Raw genomic sequence first — 7,468 nt, 5'->3', positions numbered from 1 at the left:
CGTCACGCGACGGCCCGTCCTCCAACGGCGGAGGACATTACGGGCGAACAGCCGCACTGATCAGCGACCGAAACCCGCTGAAGAATCGAGGCTAACGACGCATGCGCCTTGTCACCGCACGTCGCTCTCCACTGACTACTCCTTGAGTGCTGCGACAGGTTTCGAGGGTGGCGGCTTGTTGGTGAGAGAGCAGCGGAGCGGCCGCCTGGATGTCGCTCATGTGTTCACGACGACCGTGGTGGCGGGCGAGGGCTCGCCAGTTCTTCAGGTGGGCGATGCCGATCCGGCGTGAGGAGTGGGCCTTGCGCCGCTGTTCATGGATCTCCTCGTACCAGTCCGGGGCGTTCTTTTTGAACTTGCGGTGGGGCGGGGTCACTACACGTCCGCCGATCTGGGCACCCAGGCCCTGGTAGCCGGCATCCGCGAGGATCTCCACCGCGGGGCCGTTGGCCAGGAGCCTGGCCAACCTTAACTTGCGGGCATGAGTGATGTCCGCACAGCTCGCGGGCTCAGCCGGGCTGCAGTACAGGAGGCGGCCGTCAGCGTCGGTGAGGACCATGGACTTGACGGCGTTCTGCTTGTTCTTCCCCGAGTTGTTCTTCCCCGAGTTGTTCTTCCCCGAGAATGTACTTGTCCCGAGTCCTTGATGTACTTGTCCCGGTCCTTGCATCCGGCAGCCGGGCGGCGGACGCGGATCTCGGTGCCGTCGATGATCCCGGTCTGCTCGTTCTCGCCGAGGTGGTCGACCACCTCGGCGAGCGTGCGGAGCCGACGGCCGGGCGCGATGGTGCAGCCCCGCTGGGCCAGCAGCGGCCGTACTTCAGCGATCGCACGCGTGATGGTGGAGCGATTTACATCGAACCAGCAGGCCAGCACGTCGTGGGTGGCGCGATGGCGGAGGTGAATCAGCGTGGCCAGGAGCCGGTCGACGAAGACGAGCTTGTGCTCGGCGCCAGCGCCGACAGCTCGCTGGCGAGGACGCGAGGCGAGTGTCGCCTGGTGCTGCGCGTGCCACAACAGGCCGATCTCTGATACGAGTTCGGTGATCACCTCTGAACTCAGTCCGGTGATCTGCTGACTGCGAAGGACTGCTGCACGGGTCAGGTTCCCACCACACAGACCATGATCAACGATCAAGGTCTCGACGTGCCAGCGCCAACCACGCACGAGCTCGTTACGAGATCACCAACCAGGAACTCCATTCGACCCACGCGTTCCAAGATCAGTTGCGACACAGACCACCACAAGCTCGACGACAAACTGTGCCGCACTGGAAGAATGAAAAACTGGGGACACTTGCCCCTACCGGGATTCCTGCAGGGCGGCAACCCTCTAGAAGTCGGTCTCACTCACGACTCTTCAACAGCCCGTAGATCTCTAAGGGCTTTTCCGTAAATCGGTCAAGAAAAATGGAATCCACATTCAAACAAGCACGTTGGTGGTGATCGGGAGTAACGGGTGGGCCTTGGCTTGTGGATACCGTCCACCTGGGTTCAGTCGAGGAGTATCTGTCGCTTCATTCTTGACCGCTCAGAGATTCAAGAGTTTAGCCGAAGGAGCCTACATGCTAAATCTAGCGGAGTCCCCAGTGACTCAGCTCGCCGATCGCGAGGTCGGAGACCGGACAGGTCTACTGAAATCCATAGGCATGCCGACGGCGTGCGTGCAGGACGTTGAGGAAATGGACATCGTGCCGTGCGGCTGCGTCTTGGATGGCGCGTGGGCCAGGTGGTAGTAGGCCTACTCGCCGTCCTGGCGGCGGAGAGTACGGCGTAGCCTCGTCCACGGCCAATCGTGGAGCGGTGCAGCCCGGTTCGACGCGTCATGGTCGGCCGGGCTGCGGGCGAGCCTATTCCAGCAAGGCAATTCCGGTCGCTACGCGACAGAACTCGCATGCGCACTCCCATCCGCCTCAGAGACTGGTCCTCCGATTGGAGACTGAGCAATGCATGGATTGGCCAGCCGGACCTTCTCGACTAATGTAATGGTTAAACTCAACAGAGGAAGGGCCGCCGATTCCGCCTTCTCTCGGATTGAACGAATAACCGCAGTAGGTGCCGCGATCGGCGCACTAGAGCAAATTGTCTGCTCAGAAACTCTTAGTGATACCGGTTTTTATTCCTGGTCTATACATCAGGATCGGTACGAAATCAGTAATCACCTCGCCCAAAATTTGGTCGACAAACTTCTGAAATATCCGAATGTCGTCGCCCTTTTACACGTCCGCCTTGCAGCTGCTGTACGACTAGCCGTAGGGCGGCCGGGTCCCGTTGAACATACTCTGCTGCTGTTGGCTCTCGCAATGACAGCTTCCGCGATGCGCAAGCGCCACCCCTATGGCCACGACGGGTCGGATCAAATTTCCCAGCTTACGTTCGCTGTATCCCTGCTGGCACGTGCCTTCCCCAATGACAAGGTAGCCAAGGATACGTGCCTGCGTTTCATCGCCTTTCATACCAGCCTTTCCTATGCGGTCTCGGGCGCGGTCAAGCTGGTCTCCCCAGTCTGGCGTGATGGATCCGCGATTTCTGGGATCTTCCGTACCAGAGCGTATGGAGATCCCTCCATGCACAATCTGCTCAGGGAGCACCCTAATCTGGCTCCCATGCTGGCCTGGGCGGTCATCGTCGGCGAGCTTTCCTTCCCTCTCGTGCTGGTGGCCCGCGCACCAATAGCTAAAGGCATCTTGGCGATGAGTCTGGCATTTCACCTCGTCAACGGAAGACTTATGGGCCTGAACCGGTTTGTCTGGGCGTTCGCTGGCACCTATCCGGCAGTATCTTACGCCGCAAGGTCGATGCGTTCATGAGCGCGGGGCGTACTCTTAGTGGCCGCCACGCAAGCATTCGCACCAATGATTCAGATTTCGTAGTGATCGGCCTCATAGGCACTACTGCGTTAGGGGTGGTTCTATGGGAAATGCTTGGGACAGAGTCGTCGGCTCCGGCACCAGGGCAGCTCCTGTCGGTTGCAGGCCGCGCACAGCATGTCATCGAGCATCCCGGCCGGCATCCGACGGTCGTACTCGAAAGCGGCCTGGGTAATCCGTCCTCCATGTGGTCGTGGGTAATTGACCGACTTCCCGAAGAGACATGTGTCGTGGCGTATGATCGCCCGGGGAATGGCTGGAGTCGGGCTAACGAAATAGCATTAAGCAGCGCCAGATACCCAGATCACCTGCTCTCTGTACTCGAATCGGCCGGAGCACCCTCTCCCTATCTCCTCGTGGGCCATTCAATCGGTGGTTTACTGATTCGAATTTTTGCCGAGCGCTACCCAGAGCTGACTGCTGGTCTAGTGTTCGTGGATTCGGCTCATCCGGCCGATATGCTGGGTTCCGCAGCATCAGACCTGTTTACGCTGCGTCGTTCGTTGGACCGGCGGATCCTACGATCCGTTCTGCGGCTTCCGCCGAGTAGGGGTTTGAACGCAGATTTACTCTCACTGCCCCCCCCGATGGTTCGGCCAACGGTCAAAGCCATGTCTCGGGTCAGTGCGCTCCGGGCTGCTCACCAGGAACTCGCACTCAGCAGGCATGACTGGGCCGCACAGTCCACACGGTTGCCATCCATCACTCCGCGACCGGTCGCGGTAGTCACCGCCGAAATGACTGTGGGAAGCAAGCCAGATTTCGCTGCACATCAAGAGGAACTCGCTGCGCTCTCCACCGTGAGTTTGTCGGACACTGTGCAGGGCGCCACCCACAATTCGCTCCTCACCCGCCAGTCACACGCGGACCGGGTGACTCGAGCGATCGTGTGGGCGCTCAATGCTGCGCAGGGCCAAAGCTCTCAAAGCCACCAGCTTGCACGACCTGAACCAACTACATGACCGCTGGGGTCGTGGAGTTCGATACATCGTTCTCGGTGGACCGCGTGGCGTTTGAACTGGTGGGGCAGGGCGAAGGTCTACTGGACGACGTAGCGGTCCTTGCTCAAGCCCGTAATTTCCCGGGACTCCTGGCGGGAGATCACCGTCTGGATGCGGAGGCGTCGCAGCTCAGCGCGCGCAGCCTGCGTGTCGTACGCCTCGTCGCCCGGGAGGCGACTCCGCTGCCGTCGGGGCCGGCTGGGTCGCAAGCGACGTGCGGGATGCCATTGACGAGGCCGAGGGTTTTGGTGATGTCGTTGACCTTGGCGGCGGTCGCGATGATGTGCAGCGGTGTGCCCTTGCTGTGGCAGATCAGGCGGTGCTTGCTGGTCGATCGCGACCCCTGGGCTCGACGGCCTGCTCGGCCAGGCCACGATCTCTGCCTGCCACGCCAAGAACACCTACCTCGCTGCTCGCTACCGACGCATGGTCGGACGCCGCGACCCATCGGGCGCTGGTCGCCCTGCAGCGCTCCATCCTCATCTCGATGGCACATGTTCACCCGCAAATCGAGGACACCCACCTCGGCGGCGGCTACTTCCTCGAACGTGCCTGCAAGACCCGTGTCACCTGCCGCCTCGTCAACCAGCTCAACCGCCTCGGCTATCAGGCCAACCTCCAGCCCATGGAGGCCACATGAGTGCGCCTTAGCTGCACCGAACGGGGATTTTCGTGTCACGAACCCAGACCGCTGCGCTGGCCGCCGTGGAGGCGGGAAAATGGGGCCAGTGTCCGTCCGGAACGCCGGTTTCACTGTGATGTTGGTGAGTTCGCGAGTCAGGATGGTGTCGGGGACCGCTGACAGGGACCATCGATTGTTGCGGCAGCACGCGGACCAGACTCTTCAGCCCTGTTGTCTCCCCGGACGGCACGCACGTACAGCGTTGCCCGGGGAGGAACCCATGGACGTACTGCACGAGCGGTGCGCCGCGCTCAACATCGGCAAGAAAGACGTCAAGGCGTGTGTCCACACCCGCAACCCTTCTGGCAGATGCTCGCGGCGGCAGGAGATCCGCACGTATCCGACCATGACCAGCTTCCTGCTGGAATTGCGGTACTGGCTACTCGAACAGCAGGTCATCCTCGTTGTGATGGAATCGACAGGAGACTACTGGCGGCCGGCGTTCTACGTGCTGGAGGACTGCCTGAACGTGATCCTGGTCAGCGCCGCCCACGCCAAGGGCCTGCCCGGCCGCAAGACCGACGCCGATGCGGCCTGGCTGTGCCAACTGGGCGAATGTGGCCTGCTCAAAGCGTGGTTCGTACCACCGGAGCCGGTCCGGCACTTGCGCGGCCTCACCCGCTACCGCACCAGCCTGACCATGGAACGCTCGCGCGAAGTCCAGCGCCTGGAGAAGGAACTGGAAGACGCGGGCATCAAACTCTCCTCGGTGGCCACTGACCTCACAGGCGTTTCCGGCCGGGCGATGCTCACCGCACTCATCGAGGGCGAGCGCGACGTCCACACGCTGGCGGGGATGGCCAGGGCCCGCATGCGCCCGAAGATCCCCGCCCTGGTGGAGGCGCTGACCGGGAACTTCGGCGAATACCACGCCTTTCTCTGCCGCTCCATCTGGAACGGATCGACCACCTCACCGAGGCATTCGGTGAACTGTCGGCGCGGATCGAGGAGGAGATGCGCCCTTTTCACTCGTCGGCTTGAGCTGCTGGCGACCGTCCCCGGCGTCGGCCGTGGCGTCGCCGAGGTGATCATCGCGGAGACCGGTGGCGACATGGCCCGTTTCCGTACCGCCGAGCACCTCGCGTCGTGGGCCGGAGTCTGCCCCGGCCATCACGAGGCCGCCGGGCGGCACAAGTCCGGCCGACGCCGACACGGCAACCGGTGGCTGGGAGCCGCCCTGGGCACCGCGGCGATGGCCTCCTCCCGCACCCGCGACACCACCTACCTCGGTGCCCGCTACCGGCGCTTGGCACCCCGGCTGGCAAGAAGAAGGCCCTCGTTGCCCTCGAACACTCGATCCTGACCGCGGTCTGGCACATGCTCACCCAGAACACGGAATACGCCGACCTCGGCGGCGACTACCACGCAAGCACGACCCCGAACGCGCCATGCACCGCATCACCCGACAGGCCAATCCCCTCGGCTACACCGTCCGCTTCGACCCCATCCAGGCGGCATGAGCCGACCACAGCCACTGCCTCGATGACCAGCACTCATGCTTCATTTTCGGACCAGCAGCCAGGGCGTCCCGGACAGCCGGAGGGCCACCCTTTGGAAGCCATGACTGGCAAGACGCCACAGCCACATCCGGCCCATCTGGGCCGCCCAACAACTTACGGAGGCGCCATGACCTTGCCCCGCCAGACACGACACACCGCGCTTCGTGCAGGCCTGGCGATCTGGGCGGGACTCACCATCATCCGGCAGGTCAGACCGAACCAGTCGTGGCTGCATCAAGTGGAGCGGTGCGGTATACCCGTACCGAACTACCGCTTCTTCGGCCCGAACCCCGCAATGCATGACATGCACCTGCTCATCCGTCATCGATTGGCGGACGGATCTTTTACTTCTTGGCAGGAAGTGGCCGTCACAGAGAACCGCCATTTCTCTCAACTTTTTTGGGCCCCCTTCCGGCGCATGAGCAAAGGGATGAACGACGCCATGAAGGAACTCTTGGTGGCCACAAGAAGGACCAATGATCTCAGACTATTGAAGGAAACGATACCTTACCGTTCCTTCCTCAATGTAGCCTCCTCAGTAGCCAGCCAGCTTCCCTCGGCCCGCGCGGCGCAATTTGCGATCGGTAGATCAGCAGTTTTTGACCCGGATGTCGAGCCCGACATAATATTCGTATCTGATACCCATGAAATTCGCGCCTACCGGTAGTTCGTTAGCCTCAAAGTTTCGCGAGTGGGGTTGCCCTAGCCTTGATCAAATAGGCGGAGAGTGCTGCTGAGCTGCAACGATGGGACTTGTCGAAGGTCCTGTCAGCTACGAGGAAAGCAGGGCGTGATCAAGTTACGGAAGGGTTCGGGTGGTTGGTGATACCCAGGAATGGGAGGGCTCGTTCGGGGTTGTCCCGGATGCTGCGGGTGGCAGGGCTTCGGCGTAGTCGCATGACGCCCGGTTAGATCACCTGCTTCCAGCCGCTGCTGGACACCGTCGCCGACCTGGCAGGAACCGTCGTCACCAGCGACGCCATGCACCCCCAACGCGAGCACGCCGACTACTTCCTCGGGCGCGGCGCCCACTACATCGTGATCGTCAAGGGCAACCAGAAGAAGCTGCGCCGGCAGCTCAAGTTCCTTCCCCGGAAAGACATCCCGCTTCAGGGACGCACCCTGGGCATCGGCCACGGCCGCTCGGAGATCCGCCGGATCAAGGTCGCCACCGTCAACAGCCTCCCCTTCCCCGGAGCCCGGCAGGCCGTCCAGATCAAGCACCGCCGCACCGACCGCAAGACCGGCAGGACCACCGTCAAGACGGTCTACGCCGTCACCAGCCTGACCGCCGAACAGGCAGGCGCGGCCCAGCTCGCCCAACTCGTCCGCGACCACTGGAAGACCGAGGCCCTGCACCATGTCCGCGACACCACCTTCGCCGAGGACGCCTCCCAGCTACGGACCGGCAACGCAC

Annotated in this window: 8 protein-coding genes; 6 read left to right on the top strand and 2 right to left on the bottom strand. The window is 62.3% G+C overall.

Annotation, left to right across the window (positions count from 1 at the left end; all coding sequences use genetic code 11):
• Window positions 1–91: 91 nt before the first annotated feature.
• Both ABZ453_RS49610 and ABZ453_RS49605 read right to left on the bottom strand, forming a co-directional pair.
• Entirely contained in the window at window positions 92–559 is a 468-nt protein-coding gene (locus ABZ453_RS49610; protein ID WP_359026464.1) for a hypothetical protein, read from the bottom strand.
• Window positions 469–1,050, bottom strand: coding sequence for a transposase family protein (locus ABZ453_RS49605; protein ID WP_359026462.1), 582 nt, complete (start codon window positions 1,048–1,050; stop codon window positions 469–471). Before ABZ453_RS49605 ends, ABZ453_RS49610 begins: the two co-directional genes overlap by 91 nt.
• A gap of 934 nt (window positions 1,051–1,984) precedes the next feature.
• On the opposite strand from ABZ453_RS49605, the gene ABZ453_RS49600 reads away from it, so the two are divergent.
• The 6 genes from ABZ453_RS49600 to ABZ453_RS49575 all read left to right on the top strand — a co-directional run.
• Entirely contained in the window at window positions 1,985–2,809 is an 825-nt protein-coding gene (locus ABZ453_RS49600) for a hypothetical protein (protein WP_359026460.1), read from the top strand.
• Complete coding sequence (locus ABZ453_RS49595) at window positions 2,806–3,831, top strand: alpha/beta hydrolase (protein ID WP_359026458.1); 1,026 nt, start codon at window positions 2,806–2,808, stop codon at window positions 3,829–3,831. The genes ABZ453_RS49600 and ABZ453_RS49595 overlap by 4 nt, the downstream gene beginning before the upstream one ends.
• A gap of 526 nt (window positions 3,832–4,357) precedes the next feature.
• Complete coding sequence (locus ABZ453_RS49590; RefSeq protein ID WP_359026456.1) at window positions 4,358–4,510, top strand: hypothetical protein; 153 nt, start codon at window positions 4,358–4,360, stop codon at window positions 4,508–4,510.
• Between the two features lie 262 nt (window positions 4,511–4,772).
• Window positions 4,773–5,855, top strand: coding sequence for an IS110 family transposase (locus ABZ453_RS49585; protein ID WP_359026454.1), 1,083 nt, complete (start codon window positions 4,773–4,775; stop codon window positions 5,853–5,855).
• Window positions 5,856–6,178: 323 nt separating this feature from the next.
• Window positions 6,179–6,718 carry a hypothetical protein gene (locus ABZ453_RS49580; RefSeq protein ID WP_359026452.1) on the top strand — a complete coding sequence of 180 codons (540 nt, stop codon included), beginning with the start codon at window positions 6,179–6,181 and terminating at the stop codon, window positions 6,716–6,718.
• 245 nt (window positions 6,719–6,963) lie between these two features.
• A partial coding sequence (locus ABZ453_RS49575) for an ISAs1 family transposase (RefSeq protein WP_359026466.1) occupies window positions 6,964–7,468 on the top strand: 505 nt, incomplete at its 3' end.

This window comes from Streptomyces sp. NPDC005799, from assembly GCF_040630525.1.
Lineage (GTDB): Bacteria > Actinomycetota > Actinomycetes > Streptomycetales > Streptomycetaceae > Streptomyces > Streptomyces griseorubiginosus_B.
The sequence above is the reverse complement of the archived record's forward strand: the minus strand, read 5'-3'. Positions and strand labels throughout refer to the sequence as shown.